The following is a 19,546-nucleotide window of genomic DNA, read 5'->3' as shown; positions in this document are numbered from 1 at the left end:
CTGTATGAAAAAACCGCCGTCCCGGTTGATTCGCAACGGCGGTTCTTTTTGTCTGGAAAGATGTGTTGCCTGTAAGTCAGCCTTCGTGAGCAAGCTCACTCCCACAGGAGGGCATCAGTGGCGACGCGTTAATTCGGCAATTCCAGATTATCCAGCACCCGATTCACTGCCAGCTCGCCGAGCATGATCAGTTGCCCAATGCCCACCAGCGTCCTGCGCTGCGAGGCGGGCATGAGGTGGCTGAAGTCATTGACGATGGTTCTGGCTGAAGCCAGGGTTTCGCAGGCATCGGCCAGCAGCTCTTCGTTTTTGAAGTCCGCGGTGACGGCGTACATTCTGCGGGTCTTGCGCGGTGGTGGCGTGGAGCCGGGCGGGCAGAGATAGTGATCGAGGGCGCGGTCGGCGGCTTCATGAAGCTTTCTGGAATCGGCGGATTCTGGCGTAGCCGTAGCCTTAGCCGTAGCCGTAGGCAATGGCGCAAGGGCTCGTAGCCAGTAAGGCGTGCCTGGAGGTGTCTTTTAAACGCGAGAGTTTAAAAGACGCTTTGTGCCGTCGGTCTGAAAGTTTCCACGACCTGTTAGTTATGACAGTAGACGGCTGTCATTACCTGTCGCCTCATAAACCCGGAGGTCACGCCGTTTCCTGCTCGCGCTCTGCGAGCACGGTGGGTGATGGCTCATTCACTTTAAATCGGGGATAAAACATGACAACGCGCACTTACCGAAAACTGCCGGGCATGGAGATGGAGTTCGTTTCAGGGAAGCTGGAAAGGGATGCCGGAGAGAGGGCCATTTTCTATGAGGTGACGTTCAGCCTGAAGCTGGACTTTCTCAACTTTCTGGTCATGGCTAATCAGTACATTCCTGGTTATCTGGATACGCCGATAAATGCGATCCGCCCCGAGCTCGCCGGGTTTGCGTATCACTACTCCTACAATTACTTCTTTGGTGCGGCCGGTAATATCAGCGATAACCCGTCGTTGTTCGCTCTATTCACCGACCCTGGTTATTACATGGACCAGTGGGCGAGTGATGGCGGGCCCGTAGAGCGACGTTATGGAAAACCCTCGTTCACGGTGGTCGGCAACCAATTGCGCATCACGACGCGGCAATATTTTCGGCTGGATGCGGGCGCGCCTCCGATCGAAATCAGCGACCTGCCATTCATACGTTTCGAATGGGCCTTGAATCTGATGGAAGGTCAGGAGAAGTCCACTAATGTCGCGCCTGTCACCAGGGCGGTACTGATGTATACGGAGGAGGACGTTGTCGATGCCGGCGGTCAAAGCGTGTTCAGGGGCACGCGCTATCTGGATAATGCATCCCTTTCCATCGGTCCGATCACTTCGGCGCACATTCTGGTAGCCAGTTGACTATCAGGGTTTCTTCTCAGTGAACATCGCTGAACAGGGGCGGGCGCACGACGTGCGTGCCGCCCATTTGTGCATCCATCACCGCTTCCGTTTCACGCCTTGGTAAAAGTTGGAAGGCTTCTTGCAGTAGCCGCCGTGCGCCTGCTTCGGGCGTCAAAAGTTTGCTTTAAAGGAACGGGGAAAACCGGTGGATCGCACTCAGTTATTCAACACTGCTCGCACAAACGTTGCCGACCTCAGTCGAGGCAATCTGGGTGTGCCGCTGTTGCTGCTGGTCATGCTGGCGATGATGATGTTGCCGGTGCCGCCGTTCCTGCTCGACGTGTTCTTCACCTTCAACATTGCCCTGTCGATCGTCGTGCTGCTGGTCTGCGTGTACGCCTTGCGGCCGCTGGATTTTGCGGTGTTCCCGACGATCCTGCTGGTGGCGACGCTGTTGCGACTGGCGCTGAACGTGGCGTCGACGCGGGTGGTGATGCTCCACGGTCAGGACGGCCACGCTGCTGCCGGTAAGGTGATTCAGGCCTTCGGTGAGGTGGTGATCGGCGGTAACTACGTGGTCGGTATCGTGGTTTTCGCGATCTTGATGATCATCAACTTCGTCGTGGTGACCAAGGGTGCCGGGCGGATTTCCGAGGTGAGCGCGCGTTTCACCCTCGATGCGATGCCCGGCAAACAAATGGCGATCGACGCCGACCTCAACGCCGGTCTGATCGATCAGGCCCAGGCCAAGGCCCGTCGTTCTGAAGTTGCCCAGGAGGCGGAGTTCTACGGTTCGATGGACGGTGCCAGCAAGTTCGTGCGCGGTGACGCCATCGCCGGCCTGCTGATTCTGTTCATCAACCTCATCGGCGGCATGGCCGTCGGCATCTTCCAGCACAACATGACTTTCGCCGACGCGGGCAAGGTTTACGCCTTACTGACCATCGGTGACGGTTTAGTGGCGCAATTGCCATCACTGTTGTTATCTACAGCGGCGGCGATCATGGTGACCCGTGCTTCCGGCTCGGAAGACATGGGCAAGCAGATCAATCGCCAGATGTTCGCCTCGCCCAAAGCGCTGGCGGTGGCTGCCGGTCTGATGGCGGTCATGGGCCTGGTGCCGGGCATGCCGCACTTCTCGTTCCTGACCATGGCTGCACTGGCTGCCGGTGGCGCTTACCTGTTCTGGAAGAAGCAGAACGTGGCCAAGGTCATCGCGCTGGAAGAGGTCAAGCGCCAGCAGGAACTGCTGCCGTCGCCGGCCCGCGCCATGGAAACCAAGGAGCTGGGCTGGGACGACGTGACTCCGATCGACATGATCGGCCTGGAAGTCGGCTACCGCCTGATTCCGTTGGTGGACCGCAATCAGGGCGGGCAATTGCTGGCGCGGATCAAGGGCGTGCGCAAGAAGCTCTCGCAGGATCTGGGCTTCCTGATGCCGACCGTGCACATCCGCGACAACCTCGACCTGGCGCCGAGTGCCTACCGCCTGACCCTGATGGGCGTGATCCTGGCCGAAGCCGAGATCTACCCGGATCGCGAACTGGCGATCAACCCGGGTCAGGTCTACGGCTCGCTCAACGGCATTACCGCCAAAGATCCGGCTTTCGGCCTGGAGGCGGTGTGGATCGAAGTCAGCCAGCGCGCCCAGGCGCAATCGCTCGGTTACACCGTGGTCGATGCCAGCACCGTGGTTGCGACTCACTTGAACCAGATTCTGTACAAACACTCCAGCGAGCTGATCGGCCACGAAGAAGTGCAGCAATTGATGCAATTGCTGGCCAAGAGCTCGCCGAAACTGGCTGAAGAGCTGGTGCCGGGCGTGGTTACGCTGTCGCAGTTGCTCAAGGTGCTGCAGGCGTTGCTGGCCGAACACGTGCCGGTGCGCGATATCCGCAGCATTGCCGAAGCCATCGCCAACAATGCCGCCAAGAGTCAAGATACCGCCGCTTTGGTGGCCGCTGTGCGGGTCGGCGTATCCCGCGCCATCGTCCAAAGCATTGTAGGGACTGAGTCGGAGCTGCCAGTTATCACGCTGGAGCCAAGGTTGGAACAAATATTGCTCAATAGTCTGCAGAAGGCAGGGCAAGGCTCGGAAGAGGGCGTTCTGCTGGAGCCGAGCATGGCCGAGAAGCTGCAGCGTTCGCTGATCGAAGCGGCGCAGCGCCAGGAAATGCAAGGTCAGCCGGTGATCCTGTTGGTAGCAGGCCCGGTTCGCGCGATGCTCTCGCGCTTTGGTCGCCTGGCAGTTCCCGGACTGCATGTGCTGGCCTACCAGGAAATTCCGGACAACAAGCAAGTGACCATCGTTGCGACAGTAGGGCCCAACGGCTGAGGTAGTGGTTTATGCAAGTTAAGCGTTTTTTCGCCGCCGATATGCGTCAGGCCATGAAGCTGGTTCGTGATGAGCTGGGCGCTGATGCCGCCATCATTGGCAACCGCCGCATTGCCGGCGGCGTCGAGCTGACGGCGGCGCTCGATTACAAACTGTCGGCGCTGGCCCCGCGCGTTCCGAACATGGAACTCGAGGATGAGCTGCGCAAGACCCAGTCGCGCATCGTCACCGCCCAGGCCGAGCTGAGCCTGCGTGGCGAAGCCGACGGCAACACCAATCGCCAGTTGTTCGCCGGGCTGCCGTTGACGGCCGGCCTGCCGCTGACCGCTGCCGAGCCGCTGACTGAACCGACCTACGAGGCGCCGGCCCGCCAAGCCCCGGCGCCTGCACCGGCCGCCGCTGGCGTTGACCCGCGTGCACTGGATTCGATGCGTTTCGAACTCAACAGCCTGCGCGAACTGATGGAAGTGCAACTCGGCACCCTGGCCTGGAACCAGCTGCAAGGCAGCCGTCCGGCCCAGGCCAATCTGTACCGTCGTCTGCAACGCATCGGTTTGTCCGGCCCGCTGTCCCGGGATCTGCTGTCGATGATCACCGAGATCGACGAGCCTCGTCAGGCCTGGCGCATGCTGCTGGCGCACCTGGCGCGGATGATAGCCGTACCGGAAGTCGAGCCGTTGGAAGAGGGTGGGGTGATTGCCATGGTCGGCCCGGCCGGCATGGGCAAGACCACCACCCTGGCCAAACTGGCCGCCCGCTACGTGCTCAAGTACGGCGCGCAGAACATCGCGCTGGTGAGCATGGACAGTTTCCGTATCGGCGCGCAGGAGCAGCTAAAGACTCTGGGTCGCATCCTCAATGTGTCGGTGACCCACGTCGATCCGGGCCAGTCCCTGGTGCAGGCGCTGGATCCACTGCTGCGCAAACGCGTGGTGCTGATCGATACCGCCGGCCTGCAAGCCAGCGATCCGGCGCTGCGCATGCAGCTGGAAAGTCTGGCCGGTCGTGGCATTCGGTCGAAAAATTATCTGGTGCTGGCAACCACCAGCCAGAAACAGGTTCTAACCGCCGCGTATCACAGTTACAAGCGTTGCGGGCTGGCCGGGTGCATCCTGACTAAACTGGATGAGACGGCCAGCCTTGGCGAAGTGCTGAGCCTGGCGATCAGTCACGAACTGCCGGTCGCCTACCTGACCGATGGGCCGCGTATTCCGGATGATCTGCATCTGCCGCGCCGTCATCAACTGGTCAGCCGCGCCGTCAGTGTGCAAATGCAGGAAGAACCCAGCGAAGAAGCCATGGCTGACATGTTCGCTGATATCTACCACAGTCCGACCAAGCAGGTTGGCTGAGGTAATGAACCGTTTTTGTACCTACATCGATGGTCTGCCATGCATTGTTCCGGTTGTGAACGCGCAGCCAGTAATGTGGCCTCCGTCTATGCAAGACAAGGTAAAGAAATAACATGGGCAGCATGCATCCCGTACAGGTGATCGCGGTGACCGGCGGCAAAGGTGGCGTCGGCAAGACTAATGTGTCAGTGAACTTGTCCCTGGCGCTGGCAGAGCTTGGCCGTCGGGTCATGCTGCTGGACGCCGACCTGGGGCTGGCGAACGTCGACGTTCTGCTGGGCCTCACCCCCAAACGCACCCTGGCCGACGTGATCGAAGGCCGCTGCGAGCTGCGCGACGTGCTGTTGCAGGGCCCCGGCGGGATCCGCATCGTGCCGGCCGCTTCCGGCACCCAGAGCATGGTTCACCTGAGCCCGGCCCAGCATGCCGGCCTGATCCAGGCGTTCAGCGACATCGGCGACAACCTCGACGTGCTGGTGATCGATACCGCTGCGGGTATTGGTGACTCGGTAGTCAGTTTCGTGCGCGCTGCCCAGGAAGTGTTGCTGGTGGTCTGCGACGAGCCGACCTCGATCACCGACGCCTACGCGCTGATCAAACTGCTGAACCGCGATTACGGCATGAACCGCTTCCGCGTCCTGGCCAACATGGCCCAGAGCCCGCAGGAAGGTCGCAATCTGTTCGCCAAGTTGACCAAGGTCACGGATCGCTTCCTGGACGTCGCTCTACAATACGTCGGCGCGGTGCCTTACGACGAAAGCGTGCGCAAGGCGGTGCAGAAGCAGCGTGCGGTCTATGAAGCCTTCCCGCGTTCCAAGTGCGCGCTGGCGTTCAAGGCGATCGCACAGAAGGTCGACACCTGGCCGCTGCCCGCCAACCCGCGCGGCCACCTCGAATTTTTCGTCGAGCGCCTCGTGCAGCAAACGGCAGGACCTGTGCTATGACCGCCAGCGGTATGAATTTTTACAAGAAGTCGGCGCGTGACGCGCAGTACGAGCTGATCGAGCGTTACGCGCCACTGGTCAAACGCATCGCCTACCACTTGCTGGCGCGATTGCCGGCCAGTGTGCAGGTCGAAGACCTGATCCAGGCCGGGATGATCGGCCTGCTCGAAGTCTCGACCAAATACGACGCCAGCAAGGGCGCCAGTTTTGAAACGTACGCGGGCATCCGGATCCGCGGTGCGATGCTCGATGAAGTCCGAAAAGGGGACTGGGCGCCACGCTCGGTTCACCGCAACACCCGTATGGTCAGCGACGCAATTCGCTCGATTGAAGCTAAAACCGGCCGCGACGCTAAAGATCACGAAGTTGCGGCCGAACTCCAATTGAGTCTCGACGATTACTACGGGATTTTGAACGACACCCTGGGCAGCCGGCTGTTCAGTTTCGACGACCTGTTGCAGGACGGCGAACACGAAGGGCTGCACGAGGATGGCGCCAGTGCTCATCTGGAGCCGTCGCGCGATCTGGAAGACGAACGTTTCCAGGCCGCGCTGGCGGACGCGATTGCCAATTTGCCGGAGCGTGAGCGACTGGTGTTGGCGCTGTACTACGACGAAGAGCTGAACCTCAAGGAGATCGGTGAAGTCCTTGGCGTCAGTGAATCGCGGGTCAGCCAGTTACACAGCCAGTGCGCGGCCCGCTTGCGGGGGCGTTTGGGGGAGTGGCGAGCGCGCTGAAGGCAGTGTGGGGACACTGCGAACGAGGCTGGTGCGGTGGTGAACGGCACCGGTCTCGATCTGTTGTGCTCCAGACAGTCATCGAGTGTTTTGCCGGATTGATTGAAATGGCGCGTCCAGGTGCTGGGCGCGTTTAAGACTGCTTGGAGGTCGAATTGAACAAAGACATGAAAATCCTCATCGTTGATGACTTCTCAACGATGCGGCGGATCATCAAGAACCTGTTGCGTGATCTGGGGTTCACCAACACCGTTGAAGCCGACGATGGCACCACTGCCATTCCGGTGCTCAACAGCGGCAGCATCGACTTTCTGGTGACCGACTGGAACATGCCCGGCATGACCGGTATCGACCTGCTGCGCCACGTGCGTGCCGATGAAAAGCTCAAGCACCTGCCGGTGCTGATGGTGACCGCTGAAGCCAAGCGCGAGCAGATCATCGAAGCGGCCCAGGCCGGCGTGAACGGCTATGTGGTCAAACCTTTCACGGCCCAGGCGTTGAAAGAAAAAATCGAGAAGATTTTCGAACGCATCGGCTGATGAACGCGCGGGGGAGCTATGGAGCATAACGAATCTTCACAGGGCGATTTTGAGTCGACCCTGAAAAAACACGCGGTCGAACTGGTCGAAAGCCTTGAAAAAGGCAAGTTCGGCGACGCGGTGCAACTGATCCATGAGCTCAATCAGACCCGTGACCGTGGCCTGTACCAGGAAGTGGGCAAGCTCACGCGTGAACTGCACAGTGCGATCGTCAATTTTCAGATCGATCCGCACATGCCGCAGGCTGAGGAAGTGTCGCAGATTACCGACGCTACCGAGCGCCTGGGCTACGTGGTCAAACTGACCGAAGCTGCCGCCAACCGCACCATGGATCTGGTGGAAAGCGCGACCCCTGTGGTCAATGGCCTGGCTGATGAAGCCCAGGCCTTGAGCGCCGATTGGGGCCGTTTCATGCGTCGTGAGGTCGGGGCTGAAGAGTTCCGCGAACTGGCGCGCCGGGTCGACGGTTTTCTGGCACGCAGCAGCGCGGACAACCGCGCGGTGTCGAGCAATCTGAACGACATTCTGCTCGCCCAGGATTACCAGGACCTCACCGGCCAGGTGATCAAGCGCGTGACCCAATTGGTCACCGAAGTCGAAAGCAACCTGCTCAAGCTCGTGCTCATGGCCAGCCAGGTGGACCGCTTTGCGGGCATCGAACATGACCGTGCGGCGATGCTTGCTGAAAAAGATCCACAAAAACATCTCTCGCAGGGTGAAGGTCCGCAGATTCATGCCGATAAACGAGAAGACGTTGTGTCCGGTCAGGACGATGTGGACGATTTGTTATCCAGCCTTGGATTCTAGAGTTTTGGAATCATAGGTTTTTTGGGTTTTTAGACCTGTAGGAGCACCCCATTAATGAGCTTCGGCGCCGATGAAGAGATCCTTCAGGATTTCCTGGTTGAGGCCGGCGAGATTCTTGAGCAACTGTCCGAACAACTGGTCGAGCTGGAAAGCCGCCCGGATGACGCAGATCTGCTCAACGCAATTTTTCGCGGTTTCCACACTGTAAAAGGGGGCGCCGGCTTCCTTCAGCTCAACGAGCTGGTGGAGTGCTGTCACATCGCCGAAAACGTGTTCGACATCCTGCGCAAGGGTGAACGACGCGTCGATGCAGAACTGATGGACGTGGTGCTCGAAGCGCTGGACGCGGTGAACAGCATGTTCAGCGAAGTCCGCGATCGCAGCCCGATCACCGCCGCCACCCCGGAACTGCTGGCCGCCCTGGCGCGTCTGGCCGAACCGCAATCGGCGGATGAAGCCCCGGCTTCGCCGGTTGCCGAGATGATCGAAGAACTGGTCGTCGAAGGCGATTCGGGCGACATCACCGATAACGAATTTGAACAGTTGCTGGACTCGCTGAACGCCGTCAAGGCCGAAGCCGAAGCCCCGGCGGCTGCCGCTGCACCTGCTTCCACCGAAGCGGCCAGCGATGAAATCACCGACGCAGAATTCGAGTCGCTGCTCGACCAGTTGCACGGCAAGGGCCAGTTCGCGGCCGACGCCGTGGCACCGGCGGCGGCTGCACCTGCTGCCCCGGCGGCGGGCGACAGCTCGGACATTACCGACGACGAATTCGAAGCCTTGCTCGATCAGTTGCACGGCAAGGGCAACTTTGCCGTCGATGCGCTGGAGTCGGCGATTGCTTCGGTGCCTGCGCCGGCTGCTCCGGCAGCCGCTGCGGCCGGTAGCGATCTGATCAGCGACCACGAGTTCGAATCGCTGCTCGACGATCTGCATGGCAAAGGCAAGTTCACTGACGTCGCCACCGGTGCGGTCGTGACTGCCGGCAATGCTTCGGCGGTTGCAACGCCGGCTGCGAAGGCCCCGGCCGCTGCGGCAAAACCCGCCGCGAAAGCACCTGAGCCTAAAGCCGAACCGGCCAAACCGGCTGCCGCCGCAGCACCGGCTCCGGCCCGTGCCCCCGCGACGCCGCCACCGGAAAAACCGACGACTGAAGCTGAAACCACCGTTCGCGTTGATACCGCGCGTCTCGACGAAATCATGAACATGGTCGGCGAGCTGGTGCTGGTACGTAACCGTCTGGTGCGCCTGGGCCTGAACAGCGGCGACGAGTCGATGCAGAAGGCCGTGTCGAACCTCGACGTGGTCACCGCCGACTTGCAGACCGCCGTCATGAAGACCCGGATGCAGCCGATCAAGAAAGTCTTCGGCCGCTTCCCGCGTCTGGTTCGCGACCTGGCGCGCCAGCTCAAGAAAGAGATCAACCTGGAACTGGTGGGTGAAGAGACCGACCTCGACAAGAACCTCGTCGAGGCACTGGCCGACCCGCTGGTCCACTTGGTGCGCAACGCCGTCGACCACGGCATCGAGTCGCCGGAAGAACGCGAAGCCTCGGGCAAGGCCCGTGGCGGCAAGGTGATCCTGGCGGCCGAGCAGGAAGGCGACCACATCCTGCTGTCGATCTCCGACGACGGCAAAGGCATGGACCCGAACGTCCTGCGCGCCATCGCCGTGAAACGCGGTGTGATGGACAAGGATGCCGCCGATCGTCTGAGCGACACCGAGTGCTACAACCTGATTTTCGCCCCGGGTTTCTCGACCAAGACCGAGATCTCCGATGTGTCCGGCCGCGGTGTCGGCATGGACGTGGTGAAGACCAAGATTTCCCAGCTCAACGGTTCGATCAACATCTACTCGACCAAGGGGCAGGGCTCGAAGATCGTCATCAAGGTGCCGCTGACGCTGGCGATCATGCCGACCCTGATGGTGATGCTCGGCAATCAGGCGTTCGCGTTCCCGCTGGTGAACGTCAACGAAATCTTCCACCTCGACCTGTCGACCACCAACGTGGTGGACGGCCAGGAAGTGGTGATCGTGCGGGACAAGGCGCTGCCATTGTTCTACCTCAAGCGCTGGCTGGTCAGCTCCGCCGCTCACGAAGAGCAGCGCGAAGGCCATGTGGTGATCCTTTCGGTGGGCACCCAGCGGATCGGCTTCGTCGTCGATCAACTGGTCGGCCAGGAAGAAGTGGTCATCAAGCCATTGGGCAAGATGCTCCAGGGAACCCCGGGCATGTCCGGCGCCACCATCACCGGTGACGGCCGCATTGCACTGATTCTCGATGTTCCGAGCATGCTCAAGCGTTACGCCGCACGGCGTATTTGAATCCGGGGTGGCGGGGCGACAACGTCCCGCCGCACCTAATGGAGTGTTTATGGCAGTCAAAGTCCTGGTGGTGGACGATTCGGGTTTTTTCCGCCGCCGCGTCTCGGAAATTCTTTCAGCGGATCCGAGCATCCAGGTTGTCGGCACGGCAACCAACGGTAAAGAGGCGATCGATCAGGCCCTGGCCCTCAAGCCGGACGTGATCACCATGGACTACGAGATGCCGATGATGGATGGCATCACGGCCGTGCGGCACATCATGCAGCGCTGCCCGACACCGGTGTTGATGTTCTCCTCGCTGACACACGAAGGCGCCCGGGTGACCCTGGATGCGCTGGATGCCGGCGCGGTGGATTTCCTGCCGAAGAATTTCGAAGACATCTCCCGTAATCCGGAGAAGGTCAAGCAACTGCTGTGCGAGAAGGTTCACAGCATCTCGCGCAGCAACCGTCGTTTCAGTGCCTACAGTGCGCCGGCGCCTGCCGCTGCACCGACGCCTGCGCCGACTCCGGCAGCGGCGCCGTCGAGTTTTGGCAGCCACAGCGCTCCGGCCCGTCCGGCATCTGCGCCGGCACCGACTCGCGCGCCAGCGGCCAGCGCTTCGTCGCCGGCCCCGAAACGCAAGAACTACAAGCTCGTCGCCATTGGTACATCGACCGGCGGCCCGGTAGCGCTGCAACGGGTCCTGACCCAGTTGCCGGCCAGCTTCCCGGCGCCGATCGTGCTGATCCAGCACATGCCGGCGGCCTTCACCAAGGCCTTCGCCGAACGTCTGGACAAGCTGTGCCGCATCAGCGTCAAGGAAGCCGAGGATGGCGACATCCTGCGTCCGGGCCTGGCGCTGCTGGCACCGGGTGGCAAGCAGATGATGATCGACGGCCGTGGCGCGGTGAAAATCCTGCCGGGCGACGAACGTCTGAACTACAAGCCGTGCGTGGACATCACCTTCGGTTCTGCAGCCAAATCCTACAGCGACAAAGTTCTGGCGGTGGTACTGACCGGCATGGGCGCCGACGGCCGCGAAGGTGCTCGCCTGCTCAAGCAGGGCGGCAGCACGGTCTGGGCTCAGGACGAAGCCAGTTGCGTGATCTACGGCATGCCGATGGCCATCGTCAAAGCTGACCTCGCCGACGCGGTGTACAGCCTGGACGATATCGGCAAGCACATCGTCGAGGCATGCGTCTGATGGATGTTCTAAGCCTTATCGGGATCATCATGGCGTTCGTCGCCATCATCGGCGGCAACTACCTGGAAGGCGGTCACCTCGGCGCGCTGGCCAACGGCCCGGCGGCGCTGATCGTGCTCGGTGGCACCGTCGGTGCCGCGCTGCTGCAATCGCCGATGAGCGCGTTCAAGCGCGCCATGCAGATTCTGGCCTGGATCTTTTTCCCGCCGCGGGTGGACCTGGCCGGCGGCATCGACCGCGTGGTCAACTGGAGCCTCACCGCCCGCAAGGAAGGCCTGCTGGGTCTGGAAGGCGTGGCGGATGCCGAGCCTGACGCCTACTCGCGCAAGGGCCTGCAACTGCTGGTCGACGGCGCCGAGCCGGAAGCGATCCGCAGCATCCTCGAAGTGGATTTCTACACCCAGGAAGCCCGCGACATCGAGGCCGCCAAAGTGTTTGAAAGCATGGGCGGCTACGCGCCGACCATCGGCATCATCGGTGCGGTAATGGGCCTGATCCACGTGATGGGCAATCTGGCCGATCCGTCGCAACTGGGCAACGGGATTGCGGTGGCGTTCGTCGCCACCATCTACGGTGTGGCCAGTGCCAACCTGATCCTGTTGCCGGTGGCCGCCAAGCTCAAGTCAATCGCGTTGCGACAGTCGCGTTATCGCGAAATGTTGTTGGAAGGTATTTTGTCGATCGCTGAAGGTGAAAACCCACGCTCCATCGAGTTGAAGCTTCAGGGCTTCATGGATTAAGGGACTGACCTCATGGCACGTCGTCGCCAGCATGAAGAGCATGTAAACCATGAACGTTGGCTGGTTTCCTACGCCGACTTCATCACCTTGCTCTTTGCCTTTTTCGTGGTGATGTACTCCATCTCGTCGATCAACGAAGGCAAGTACAAGATCATCTCCGAAGCGCTGATCGGGGTCTTCACCGACTCCGACCGCGCGCTCAAGCCGATTCCGATCGGCGAAGAACGACCGAAGACCGTTACCCCGGCCAAGCCGCTGGTCAAGGACGCCGAACAGGTCGACGCCGGCATCGCCGGGGCCAGCGATCCGCTGAAAAGCATCGCCGATGACATCAGTGCCGCGTTCGGCGACCTGATCTCCTCGAACCAGATGACCGTGCGCGGCAACGAGCTTTGGGTCGAGATCGAACTCAACTCCAGCCTGCTGTTCGGCAGCGGTGATGCGATGCCGAGCGACATCGCGTTCAACATCATCGACAAGGTCGCAGCGATTCTCAAACCGTTCGACAACCCGATCCACGTCGAAGGCTTCACCGACGATCAACCGATCCGCACTGCGCAGTACCCGACCAACTGGGAACTGTCCTCGGCGCGTTCGGCGAGCATCGTGCGCATGCTGGCGATGCAGGGCGTGAACCCTGGCCGCCTGGCGTCGGTGGGCTACGGCGAATTCCAGCCGGTGGCCAACAACGCCACCGCTGAAGGCCGGGCGAAAAACCGTCGTGTGGTGCTGGTGGTGTCGCGCAATCTCGATGTGCGCCGCAGCCTCACCGGCACCGGAACCGCCCATGCGCAACCGGATGCCGCGTTGAAGCGTGCTGGCACACAAACTGCACCGACCCCGGTCAAGACGCCGGGACGCGAGAGTGCCGTCAATTCTCCGTCGCCCGCATTAATACGCTGAACCATGTCTCGGCCGAGTATCCCGGCCGGGAGGAACGATCCGAATGAGAGTCTGGGCAGTCGCCAATCAAAAGGGTGGTGTTGGTAAAACCACTTCTTCCATCGCTTTAGCCGGTTTGCTGGCAGAGGCGGGCAAGCGCGTGGTCGTGGTCGATCTCGACCCGCACGGCTCGATGACCAGCTATTTCGGTTACGACCCCGACAGCCTGGAACACAGTAACTACGACCTGTTTCTACACAAGGGCAGCGTGCCGCAAGGCCTGCCGGGCCAACTGCTGCTGTCGACCAGCGATGAACGCATTTCCCTGTTGCCGTCGAGCACCGCGCTGGCCACCCTCGAGCGCCAGTCGCCGGGGCAGAGTGGCCTGGGCCTGGTGATCGCCAAGAGTCTGGCGCAACTGTGGCAGGACTTCGATTACGCGATCATCGACAGCCCGCCGTTGCTCGGCGTGCTGATGGTCAACGCCCTGGCCGCGAGTCAACAACTGGTGATCCCGGTGCAGACCGAGCACCTGGCCGTCAAAGGCCTGGAGCGCATGGTCAACACCTTGGCGATGATCAACCGCTCGCGCAAACAGGCGCTGCCGTTCAGCATCGTGCCGACCCTGTTCGACCGCCGCACCCAAGCGTCAATGGGCACCTTGCGCGTGCTGCGCGACAAATTCCCCGACGAGATCTGGCAGGGTTACATCCCGGTCGATACCCGTCTGCGCGACGCCAGTCGTGCCGGTGTCACCCCTTCGCAGTTCGACGGCAAGAGCCGTGGCGTGCTGGCTTACCGCGCGCTGCTCAAGCATCTGCTGGCGCAGCAACTCGTTCCGCAGGTGGCTTGAGCATGAATCGGCCGATCAAGCTGACGTCGAAGCCGCAACTGGCGCTGCAGTCCTATCTGGACGGCTTGCTCCAGGAAGTGACGGACGAGGTCGAGCAGGAAATCGCAGCGCCGGTCGAGGTGGTCGAGAGCGCTGCGGCGCTGGATGAATTCCAGGCCGCCGTGCTTGAAGAGCAGGCCCGGGATGCGCAAAAAGCCGCTAGGCCGGTGGCCCCGGTTGCAGCGCCTGCCGCTGTAGTAGCGACGGCACCTGCGACGTTGATCAAAGAGCCTGAGCCGGTGCGCGTGGTATCGACGCTGGCGCCGTTGCTGCAAACCCAACTTCTGCAAACGCCGCCTCCGGCGGCGCCAGAGCCCGAACCTGTAGCGCCTGCGCCAGCCCCGGTCGAACCGACCCTGGTTGCGCCACTGGTGGAAGTGCATTTGCCACCCAGCAACACGCCGCCACCGGTGGAAACCGACGGCCGTCCGGCCTGGGCTTCGGAAGCGTTCGAATGCCTGCTGTTCGACGTCGCCGGGCTGACGCTGGCCGTGCCACTGGTGTGCCTCGGCTCGATCTACTCGCTGGCCGGCCACGAGCTGACGCCGCTGTTCGGTCAGCCGGAATGGTTCCTCGGGATTCTGCCGAGCCAGGCCGGGAATCTGAAGGTGCTGGACACCGCACGCTGGGTCATGCCGGATCGCTACCGCGACGATTTCCGTCAGGGCCTGCAATACGTAATTTCGGTGCAGGGTTACGAGTGGGGACTGGCGGTGCATCAGGTCAGTCGCTCGTTGCGTCTGGACCCGAATGAAATCAAATGGAGAAGTCACCGAGGTCAGCGGCCATGGCTCGCCGGCACGGTGATTGAACACATGTGCGCCTTGCTCGATGTTTCCGCTCTGGCCGAGTTGATCGCCAGCGGTGGGGCAAAGCACATGTCCGGCAGTAAGCCGAACCACAAACCGACATAAAGACAGTACCGGCATTCAAATGCCGGCGAACGAAACACACACCGCCAGGCGCGGTTTTTCGAGGGGCTAGGGTATGAACGACAAGGCTACGGCGGCAAAGGGTTCCGAAGATCCGATCCTGCAATGGGTGACCTTCAAGCTGGACAACGAAACCTACGGCATCAACGTGATGCGCGTTCAGGAAGTCCTGCGCTACACCGAGATCGCTCCGGTTCCGGGTGCGCCAAGCTACGTGCTGGGCATCATCAACCTGCGCGGCAACGTGGTGACCGTGATCGATACCCGTCAGCGCTTCGGCCTGATGAGCGGTGAGATCAGCGACAACACCCGTATCGTCATCATCGAAGCCGACAAGCAGGTCGTGGGCATCATGGTCGACAGCGTGGCTGAAGTGGTTTACCTGCGTCAGTCGGAAATCGAGACCGCACCGAACGTCGGTAACGAAGAGTCGGCCAAGTTCATCCAGGGCGTGTGCAACAAGAACAACGAGTTGCTGATCCTGGTCGAGCTGGACAAGATGATGAGCGAAGAAGAGTGGTCGGAACTGGAGAACATCTGATTGATTCTCGAGGTAGCGGTCATTGTCCTGTTCCTGTTCTGGGCAGGCACGCTGGCGATGTTTCTGGCGTACATCAAGGCGCAGCGGGTGATCGCTGCGCAACAGGCCCAGGGCGATGCGCTGCGTGATCAGCGCATCAGGGACCTGGCCAAACGTGTCGACGATTACCAGAACGGCAACGTGCGCATGGGCGAAGCCCTGCACGAGCTGCGCGCGGTGGTCAGTCCGATCCCGGACAAACTCTCCCAGCTCGAACAGCGCGATCCTTCCAGCCTGTCATTCGCCCAGGCGGCGAAACTGGTGGGGATGGGCGCAAGCGTCGATGAGTTGACCCAGTCCTGCGGGTTGACCCAGGCTGAGGCGGAGTTGATGCGCAAGCTGCACAAGAACTGATTTGTAGCGCGGCTGAAATCGCTATCGCGAGCAGGCTCGCTCCCACATTGAATCGCGGTCGTCATGACGAGACGCGGTCAAATGTGGGAGCGAGCCTGCTCGCGATGGGGCCTGTGAAAATTCAGTAATCGTCGCCGCGTTCGGTGACGTCTTTCTCGACCATCGGCGCATCCGGATTCTGTCCCGCCGGGAACTTGCCCTTGAGGTTCCAGGCGAAAGCGATGATCTCCGCGATCGTGCGGTACAGCTCTTCGGGGATGCTGTCGCCCAGTTCCATTCGCGCCAGCAGTTTCACCAGTTCGGCGTTTTCGTAGATCGGCACTTCATAATCGCGGGCGATCCGCAGGATTTCTTCGGCCAGTTCTTCGTCGCCCTTGGCGGTAAGGGTCGGGGCGTGGCTGCCGTCGTATTTGAGGGCGATGGCCTGGCGTGGAGCGGTGGTGTCATTCATGCGGTTTCGTCGACCCAGCGGTGTTCGAGGCGGGTTTGGATGCCTTGCGGCGGGGTGCCGAGGTGGCAGTCGATGTCGCCGACGTTCAGCCCGGAATCCAGCAGGCGCTGGCGCAGGGCGGTCAGGTTGCTTTCGATCAGACTCGCGGTGTACGGCCGCTCGGCCCACAACTGGCTGGACAGGCTGCCGCTGATCAACTGTGCCTGAATCTGCATCGGCCCCAGCGGTTCCATGTCGAAAGCCAGATCGACGCGCCACAGTTGTTGTTTCGGCTCGCGCTCATCGCGGCGCTGCTCGTTCGCATCCTGTTTCTCCGGCGCTTCTTCGCGCTGGAACTTGACCTGCAACGGCACGATGTCCTGCAGGTTGCGCATCGGGATTTCCAGTTGCCAGGTGCTGAGCAGGCGGCCGTCGTCGGTCACGCCGGTCTGTTCCAGACTCGACAGTTGATGACTTTGCAGGCGCGACACGGCAGCGGCGGCGAGGCGCAGCAAATGCTCCAGATCGCCTTCACCTTCCAGGCTTTGCAGCAGTCGGTCGGGCAACGGGAAACTGCTCGGCACCGGTTTTGCGCTGACCTGACCGAGCATGCCGAGGGCGTTGCGCACGAAGCTTGGCAATGCTTGAGCCAGGGTGTTGGCGGCGATGATCGCATTCAGGTTGGTGTTGCCGGGCAGGCCGGGGGTGAGTTGGGCGATCAGCTTGAGCAGATCGGCTTTCATGTCCGGGGCCAGCGTCGGGTTCTGCCCGGTCAGCAGTTTGGTTTCGAGGAACACACCGCTGTTGGCCAGCGCCTGGGCCAGACCTTTTGGGGTGCTCAGTTGCTGCACGTCCGGCAGGTTGGCGAGCAGTTTGTCCACGGCCGCGCGCAAATCCTGGGACGTCTGATCGGTGGCGGGGGGCAGGCTCTGGAGCATTTTCAGCAAGCCGTCTAGGGAGCCCTGACGGCTTTGCTGGCTGACCAGCTGCTGGCTGACCGCCAGTTGTTCCTGGCGATTGCTCAGCGGCAGGAACTTCAGGGTTTGCGAGTCCTGCACCAGCGCCGAGAGCAGGGTGCCGATGCGCAGCGGTTGCGGGCTGTCGATGCTCAGTGTGCTGCCGCTCAACGTCGTGTTGAGCAGGCTGACCATCGAGCGGTACACCGTCGGCTGCCCCGGCACCTGTGGCAAGGCCTGAGCCGTCAGCACCTTGCCTTGCAGCAGCGTGCCGACCGGCAGTTGCGCAGTGTCGATGCGGGTGAGGGTGGCGACGCTGCTGGCGATGGCCTGTTGCACGGTGATCGCCAGATTGCCCGCCGACGGCTGGGTGATCGCCAGACTGGTGCCCTGGGGCAGCGGCAGATTGCTGGTCGCCTGCACGGTGGTCTGACGGCCGCTTTCCAGCGTCACCTTGAGCAGCAACTGAAAGGTCTGATCCGCCTGCTTGAGCGACAACACCTCGGCCTTGGCGCTCTGGCCGGCGGCAATCAGCCCGTCGACCGGCGTCAGCAACTTCAGCAGCTCACCCACCTGCGGGCGAACGGTCGCCGGGGTGGTGGGCGGGAGCGGGAGGATGTTCATTTCGCCTGTCATACGCGGACACAACCTGAGGAAAATGCACTCGGGAGAGCGGGGGACGCCATGTATAATGCCGCCCGTCCTTCCATTCGTTCAAAAAACATAGCAATTGTTTGACGCAGCTCTCTGGATTGAGCCGTCATTGCATTTATGCTGCAACTCTTTAACGGCCGCGCCAGAGCCGACTTGAACCGTATAAGGCCCGTGAACCCTTGACCAGTCCTGTCCTGCAAACCGTTGCCCTCGCGTGTGAACGTGATCTCAGACTGCTCTTCGACAATCTCGAATTGAGACTGGCCAGTGGCGATATGGTGCAGATCAGCGGCCCCAACGGCAGCGGCAAGACCAGCCTGCTGCGTTTGCTGGCCGGTCTGATGCAGCCGACCGACGGTCAGGTGCTGCTCAACGGCAAGCCGCTGGGCGAGCAACGCAGCGAGCTGGCGCGCAACCTGTTGTGGATCGGCCATGCCGCCGGGATCAAGGACTTGCTCACGCCGGAAGAAAACCTCGCCTGGCTCTGCGCCCTGCATCAACCCGCCGAACGCGACGCGATCTGGCAGGCCCTGGCGGCGGTTGGATTGCGCGGTTTCGAGGATGTTCCCTGCCACAGTCTGTCCGCCGGCCAGCAGCGCCGCGTGGCGCTGGCGCGGTTGTATCTGGACAGCCCGCCGTTGTGGATTCTCGACGAACCGTTCACTGCGCTGGACAAGCAGGGCGTGGCGCAGCTTGAAGAACACCTGGCCGGGCACTGCGAACGGGGCGGCCTGGTGGTGCTCACCACGCACCACACGCTGAGCCGGATGCCAGCCGGTTATCGCGACATCGATCTGGGGAATTGGGCGGTATGAGTGTGTTCGGCCTGCTGGTTGCCCGTGAATCCCGACTGCTGTTCCGCCGCCCGGCGGAGCTGGCCAATCCGCTGATTTTCTTCGCCATCGTCATCGCGCTGTTCCCGCTGGCCGTCGGCCCGGAAACTCAAGTATTGCAAAACTTGTCCCCGGGGTTAGTCTGGGTGGCGGCACTTTTGTCGGTCCTGCTCTCGCTGGACGGGCTGTTCCGCAGTGATTTCGAAGATGGCTCCCTTGAACAGTGGGTCCTTTCGCCGCACCCCCTGCCACTTCTGGTATTGGCCAAGGTGCTGGCACACTGGCTTTTTTCCGGGCTGGCACTGGTTTTGCTCTCGCCGTTACTGGCGTTGATGCTCGGGTTGCCGGCTGCGTGTCTGCCGGTTTTGCTGCTTTCGTTGCTGCTGGGAACACCGGTGCTGAGCTTGCTCGGTGCGGTGGGCGCGGCGCTGACGGTCGGTCTGAAACGCGGAGGCCTGTTGCTGGCGCTGCTGATTCTGCCGTTGTACATCCCGGTGTTGATCCTCGGCAGTGGCGCCTTGCAGGCGGCGTTGCAGGGCATGCCGGCGCTTGGTTATCTGTTGTGGCTTGGCAGCCTGACCGCCCTGGCGATAACCCTGACACCTTTTGCAATAGCGGCTGGCCTGAAGATCAGCGTCGGCGAATAATGAGGTCTGGTTAAAATTTAACCAGCAAAGACCCTGAGACTGCTCACACCGATGAGCGGCACCCGTG

At 61.5% G+C, this 19,546-nt stretch carries 20 protein-coding genes; 17 read left to right on the top strand and 3 right to left on the bottom strand.

What is annotated here, in order from left to right; genetic code table 11:
- Positions 1 to 128: 128 nt before the first annotated feature.
- Positions 129 to 473: a DUF6124 family protein gene (locus ACKUG4_RS21775; protein ID WP_445434808.1), complete on the bottom strand. Its 345-nt coding sequence runs from the start codon at positions 471 to 473 to the stop codon at positions 129 to 131.
- A 230-nt stretch (positions 474 to 703) separates the two neighbouring features.
- On the opposite strand from ACKUG4_RS21775, the gene ACKUG4_RS21770 reads away from it, so the two are divergent.
- The 15 genes from ACKUG4_RS21770 to ACKUG4_RS21700 all read left to right on the top strand — a co-directional run bounded on the left by ACKUG4_RS21770 (position 704) and on the right by ACKUG4_RS21700 (position 15,959).
- Positions 704 to 1,372, top strand: a complete 669-nt coding sequence (locus tag ACKUG4_RS21770) for a hypothetical protein (RefSeq protein ID WP_445434807.1) — start codon at positions 704 to 706, stop codon at positions 1,370 to 1,372.
- 187 nt (positions 1,373 to 1,559) lie between these two features.
- Entirely contained in the window at positions 1,560 to 3,689 is a 2,130-nt protein-coding gene (gene flhA, locus ACKUG4_RS21765) for a flagellar biosynthesis protein FlhA (RefSeq protein WP_445434806.1), read from the top strand.
- 11 nt (positions 3,690 to 3,700) lie between these two features.
- Positions 3,701 to 5,041 carry a flagellar biosynthesis GTPase FlhF gene (gene flhF / locus ACKUG4_RS21760; RefSeq protein ID WP_445434805.1) on the top strand — a complete coding sequence of 447 codons (1,341 nt, stop codon included), beginning with the start codon at positions 3,701 to 3,703 and terminating at the stop codon, positions 5,039 to 5,041.
- Positions 5,042 to 5,154: 113 nt separating this feature from the next.
- On the top strand, positions 5,155 to 5,985 hold the full coding sequence (fleN, locus tag ACKUG4_RS21755; RefSeq protein ID WP_003222917.1) for a flagellar synthesis regulator FleN: 831 nt from the start codon (positions 5,155 to 5,157) through the stop codon (positions 5,983 to 5,985).
- Positions 5,982 to 6,722, top strand: coding sequence for an RNA polymerase sigma factor FliA (gene fliA / locus ACKUG4_RS21750; RefSeq protein ID WP_011333070.1), 741 nt, complete (start codon positions 5,982 to 5,984; stop codon positions 6,720 to 6,722). The genes fleN and fliA overlap by 4 nt, the downstream gene beginning before the upstream one ends.
- Positions 6,723 to 6,889: 167 nt before the next feature.
- Positions 6,890 to 7,261 carry a chemotaxis response regulator CheY gene (locus ACKUG4_RS21745; protein WP_003183998.1) on the top strand — a complete coding sequence of 124 codons (372 nt, stop codon included), beginning with the start codon at positions 6,890 to 6,892 and terminating at the stop codon, positions 7,259 to 7,261.
- A gap of 18 nt (positions 7,262 to 7,279) precedes the next feature.
- A complete protein-coding gene (locus ACKUG4_RS21740) occupies positions 7,280 to 8,068 on the top strand; it encodes a protein phosphatase CheZ (protein ID WP_011333071.1) in 789 nt (262 codons plus the stop codon).
- 54 nt (positions 8,069 to 8,122) lie between these two features.
- Positions 8,123 to 10,393, top strand: a complete 2,271-nt coding sequence (locus ACKUG4_RS21735; RefSeq protein WP_440814201.1) for a chemotaxis protein CheA — start codon at positions 8,123 to 8,125, stop codon at positions 10,391 to 10,393.
- A gap of 49 nt (positions 10,394 to 10,442) precedes the next feature.
- Complete coding sequence (locus ACKUG4_RS21730; protein WP_445434804.1) at positions 10,443 to 11,579, top strand: protein-glutamate methylesterase/protein-glutamine glutaminase; 1,137 nt, start codon at positions 10,443 to 10,445, stop codon at positions 11,577 to 11,579.
- Positions 11,579 to 12,319, top strand: coding sequence for a flagellar motor protein (locus ACKUG4_RS21725; protein WP_085605871.1), 741 nt, complete (start codon positions 11,579 to 11,581; stop codon positions 12,317 to 12,319). Before ACKUG4_RS21730 ends, ACKUG4_RS21725 begins: the two co-directional genes overlap by 1 nt.
- A gap of 12 nt (positions 12,320 to 12,331) precedes the next feature.
- Positions 12,332 to 13,222, top strand: a complete 891-nt coding sequence (motD, locus tag ACKUG4_RS21720) for a flagellar motor protein MotD (RefSeq protein WP_011333075.1) — start codon at positions 12,332 to 12,334, stop codon at positions 13,220 to 13,222.
- Between the two features lie 43 nt (positions 13,223 to 13,265).
- Positions 13,266 to 14,054 (top strand): ParA family protein, encoded by a 789-nt coding sequence (locus ACKUG4_RS21715; RefSeq protein ID WP_007959220.1) that lies wholly within the window; start codon positions 13,266 to 13,268, stop codon positions 14,052 to 14,054.
- Positions 14,055 to 14,056: 2 nt separating this feature from the next.
- Entirely contained in the window at positions 14,057 to 15,007 is a 951-nt protein-coding gene (locus ACKUG4_RS21710) for a CheW domain-containing protein (protein ID WP_445434803.1), read from the top strand.
- A gap of 73 nt (positions 15,008 to 15,080) precedes the next feature.
- A complete protein-coding gene (locus ACKUG4_RS21705) occupies positions 15,081 to 15,566 on the top strand; it encodes a chemotaxis protein CheW (RefSeq protein ID WP_007959223.1) in 486 nt (161 codons plus the stop codon).
- Positions 15,567 to 15,959 (top strand): DUF2802 domain-containing protein, encoded by a 393-nt coding sequence (locus ACKUG4_RS21700; RefSeq protein ID WP_039769738.1) that lies wholly within the window; start codon positions 15,567 to 15,569, stop codon positions 15,957 to 15,959.
- A 121-nt stretch (positions 15,960 to 16,080) separates the two neighbouring features.
- On the opposite strand, the gene ACKUG4_RS21695 is transcribed toward ACKUG4_RS21700, so the two are convergent.
- Positions 16,081 to 16,410 carry an EscU/YscU/HrcU family type III secretion system export apparatus switch protein gene (locus ACKUG4_RS21695; protein ID WP_236189665.1) on the bottom strand — a complete coding sequence of 110 codons (330 nt, stop codon included), beginning with the start codon at positions 16,408 to 16,410 and terminating at the stop codon, positions 16,081 to 16,083.
- On the bottom strand, positions 16,407 to 17,981 hold the full coding sequence (fliK, locus tag ACKUG4_RS21690) for a flagellar hook-length control protein FliK (protein ID WP_445434802.1): 1,575 nt from the start codon (positions 17,979 to 17,981) through the stop codon (positions 16,407 to 16,409). The genes ACKUG4_RS21695 and fliK overlap by 4 nt, the downstream gene beginning before the upstream one ends.
- A gap of 197 nt (positions 17,982 to 18,178) precedes the next feature.
- Here fliK and ccmA point away from each other — a divergent pair, with 197 nt between their 5' ends.
- Both ccmA and ccmB read left to right on the top strand, forming a co-directional pair.
- Positions 18,179 to 18,814: a cytochrome c biogenesis heme-transporting ATPase CcmA gene (ccmA, locus tag ACKUG4_RS21685; protein WP_007959232.1), complete on the top strand. Its 636-nt coding sequence runs from the start codon at positions 18,179 to 18,181 to the stop codon at positions 18,812 to 18,814.
- Positions 18,811 to 19,479 (top strand): heme exporter protein CcmB, encoded by a 669-nt coding sequence (gene ccmB, locus ACKUG4_RS21680; protein ID WP_011333083.1) that lies wholly within the window; start codon positions 18,811 to 18,813, stop codon positions 19,477 to 19,479. The genes ccmA and ccmB overlap by 4 nt, the downstream gene beginning before the upstream one ends.
- The last annotated feature ends 67 nt before the right edge of the window (positions 19,480 to 19,546 follow it).

The organism is Candidatus Pseudomonas auctus, assembly GCF_048654275.1.
Classification (GTDB): domain Bacteria; phylum Pseudomonadota; class Gammaproteobacteria; order Pseudomonadales; family Pseudomonadaceae; genus Aquipseudomonas; species Aquipseudomonas pharyngis.
The sequence above is the reverse complement of the archived record's forward strand: the minus strand, read 5'-3'. Positions and strand labels throughout refer to the sequence as shown.

What these genes read in the sequence shown, in the direction of transcription:
- ACKUG4_RS21770 (WP_445434807.1), top strand. Translation starts at nt 704, where the DNA reads ATGACAACGCGCACTTACCGAAAACTGCCGGGCATGGAGATGGAGTTC.
- flhF (WP_445434805.1), top strand. Translation starts at nt 3,701, where the DNA reads ATGCAAGTTAAGCGTTTTTTCGCCGCCGATATGCGTCAGGCCATGAAG.
- fleN (WP_003222917.1), top strand. Translation starts at nt 5,155, where the DNA reads ATGGGCAGCATGCATCCCGTACAGGTGATCGCGGTGACCGGCGGCAAA.
- fliA (WP_011333070.1), top strand. Translation starts at nt 5,982, where the DNA reads ATGACCGCCAGCGGTATGAATTTTTACAAGAAGTCGGCGCGTGACGCG.
- ACKUG4_RS21745 (WP_003183998.1), top strand. Translation starts at nt 6,890, where the DNA reads ATGAAAATCCTCATCGTTGATGACTTCTCAACGATGCGGCGGATCATC.
- ACKUG4_RS21740 (WP_011333071.1), top strand. Translation starts at nt 7,280, where the DNA reads ATGGAGCATAACGAATCTTCACAGGGCGATTTTGAGTCGACCCTGAAA.
- ACKUG4_RS21735 (WP_440814201.1), top strand. Translation starts at nt 8,123, where the DNA reads ATGAGCTTCGGCGCCGATGAAGAGATCCTTCAGGATTTCCTGGTTGAG.
- ACKUG4_RS21730 (WP_445434804.1), top strand. Translation starts at nt 10,443, where the DNA reads ATGGCAGTCAAAGTCCTGGTGGTGGACGATTCGGGTTTTTTCCGCCGC.
- ACKUG4_RS21725 (WP_085605871.1), top strand. Translation starts at nt 11,579, where the DNA reads ATGGATGTTCTAAGCCTTATCGGGATCATCATGGCGTTCGTCGCCATC.
- motD (WP_011333075.1), top strand. Translation starts at nt 12,332, where the DNA reads ATGGCACGTCGTCGCCAGCATGAAGAGCATGTAAACCATGAACGTTGG.
- ACKUG4_RS21715 (WP_007959220.1), top strand. Translation starts at nt 13,266, where the DNA reads ATGAGAGTCTGGGCAGTCGCCAATCAAAAGGGTGGTGTTGGTAAAACC.
- ACKUG4_RS21710 (WP_445434803.1), top strand. Translation starts at nt 14,057, where the DNA reads ATGAATCGGCCGATCAAGCTGACGTCGAAGCCGCAACTGGCGCTGCAG.
- ACKUG4_RS21705 (WP_007959223.1), top strand. Translation starts at nt 15,081, where the DNA reads ATGAACGACAAGGCTACGGCGGCAAAGGGTTCCGAAGATCCGATCCTG.
- ACKUG4_RS21695 (WP_236189665.1), bottom strand. Translation starts at nt 16,410, where the DNA reads ATGAATGACACCACCGCTCCACGCCAGGCCATCGCCCTCAAATACGAC.
- fliK (WP_445434802.1), bottom strand. Translation starts at nt 17,981, where the DNA reads ATGACAGGCGAAATGAACATCCTCCCGCTCCCGCCCACCACCCCGGCG.
- ccmB (WP_011333083.1), top strand. Translation starts at nt 18,811, where the DNA reads ATGAGTGTGTTCGGCCTGCTGGTTGCCCGTGAATCCCGACTGCTGTTC.